Source organism: Gemmatimonadales bacterium, from assembly GCA_030697825.1.
Classification (GTDB): Bacteria; Gemmatimonadota; Gemmatimonadetes; order Gemmatimonadales; family JACORV01; genus JACORV01.
In genome coordinates this window covers 1-1,521 of sequence record JAUYOW010000179.1, presented here as the reverse complement: position 1 = coordinate 1,521, position 1,521 = coordinate 1, and the positions used below count along the sequence as shown (strand labels likewise).

At 68.4% G+C, this 1,521-nt stretch carries 1 protein-coding gene and 2 pseudogenes; 2 read left to right on the top strand and 1 reads right to left on the bottom strand.

Features of this window, described 5'->3' with window-relative positions:
- Positions 1-748 (top strand): ribonuclease III (gene rnc, locus Q8Q85_09525; protein MDP3774492.1); only part of this gene is annotated, 748 nt, incomplete at its 5' end.
- Positions 749-765: 17 nt separating this feature from the next.
- Positions 766-966 (top strand): annotated as a pseudogene (locus Q8Q85_09520) (GTPase).
- 66 nt (positions 967-1,032) lie between these two features.
- Here the strand turns inward: Q8Q85_09520 and Q8Q85_09515 are convergent.
- A pseudogene (locus Q8Q85_09515) lies at positions 1,033-1,242 on the bottom strand (response regulator).
- Positions 1,243-1,521 lie beyond the last annotated feature (279 nt).

Below are 1,521 nucleotides of genomic sequence, written 5' to 3'. Positions count from 1 at the left end.
GGACGGAGGAGGTACGACTTCAGGGAAGAAGGAGGTAGAGCGGCGTCAGGAACAGCCGCCGAGAGCAACGCCGGGAGCAGTTGCCGAGCTCAGCCGCCGGTTGCAGTACGCTTTTTCCGACCCCGGCCTGCTCGAACGCGCGCTGACGCACCGCAGCAAGAGCCAAAAGAATTACGAGCGCCTGGAGTTTCTGGGCGACAGCGTCCTCAGTTTCGTTGTTTCCGCCGAGCTGTTCGAACGTTACCCGGCGCTGACCGAAGGCGAGCTCACGCGCCTGCGCGCCACGCTGGTGCGCCAGCAAACGCTCGCCGAACTCGCGCGCGCGCTCGAGCTCGGCGACTGCCTCGAACTCGGCGGCGGCGAGCTCAAAAGCGGCGGCTTCGACCGCGACTCGATTCTCGCCGACACCCTCGAAGCCGTCTTCGGCGCGGTTTACCGCGATGGCGGCCTGGAGGCGGGACGCCGCGTGATCCTCGGGCTTTACGCCAGCGCGCTGGCCGCGCTCGACCCGCGCTCCATTCCCAAAGACCCGAAGACACAGCTGCAGGAGCACCTGCAAAAGCATTCGCTGCCGCTGCCGAGCTACAACATCCTCGAGGTCGCCGGCGATCCGCATAACCAGAAATTCGTCATCGAATGCCGGGTGGAGGGGCTGCCGGCACCGGTGCACGGCGAGGGCGCGAGCCGCCGGCGCGCCGAGCAGCAGGCGGCGGCGGCGGCCTATGAACAACTGACGCGACGCGGATGACGAATTACCGCTGTGGCATGGTGACGCTCGTCGGCCGGCCCAACGTCGGCAAGTCGACGCTGTTGAACCGCCTGGTCGGCGCCAAGGGTTCCATCACCAGCCCACGCCCGCAGACCACGCGTCACCGTTTGCTCGGCATCAAGACCGCGGACACCGCGCAGATCGTTTACGTCGATACGCCCGGCTTGCACCCGCCCCAGGGCGGTCGGCTCGGCCAGCACATGAACCGCGCCGCGCGCACCAGCCTCGAAGGCCTGCACCATGTGGGTCTCGTCGCCGAAGATCGTCAGCACCATCACCGCGCAGGCCGGCTGCATGCGGCGGCACTGGCGGATCACCTGCAGGCCGGGGTGGTCGGGCAGGCCGAGGTCGACCAGCAGCACATCGACCGGGTTGTCCGTGAGCCAGTTCAGGATGTCGACCGCGTTCGAGGCGCTGAAGGCCAGCGCCAGCGCCGGGTCGGCGCCGATCACGCGGGCGATGCGCTCGCGCATGCCGCTGTCGTCCTCGACCACTGCGACCTGGGTGGCGGTCAGGGGCATGGCGGGCTTCCGCAGGCGAGACCGGGGCCGAGGCGCATGGGCAGATCCGTTTCCGTTCGGAGGTTGCAGGTGCCGCAAGCCTATCGACCGGTATCGGGCGAGCCCATCCTATAGACGGGGGATGGAGGTACCCTGCCGGCGCGCGATGGTGTCCAGCCGTGTCGCGACGCGCGCCACGTGCTGCACCAGTTCGGGAGGCGACTCGATCTCGATGTCGTGGCCCAGGCAGCC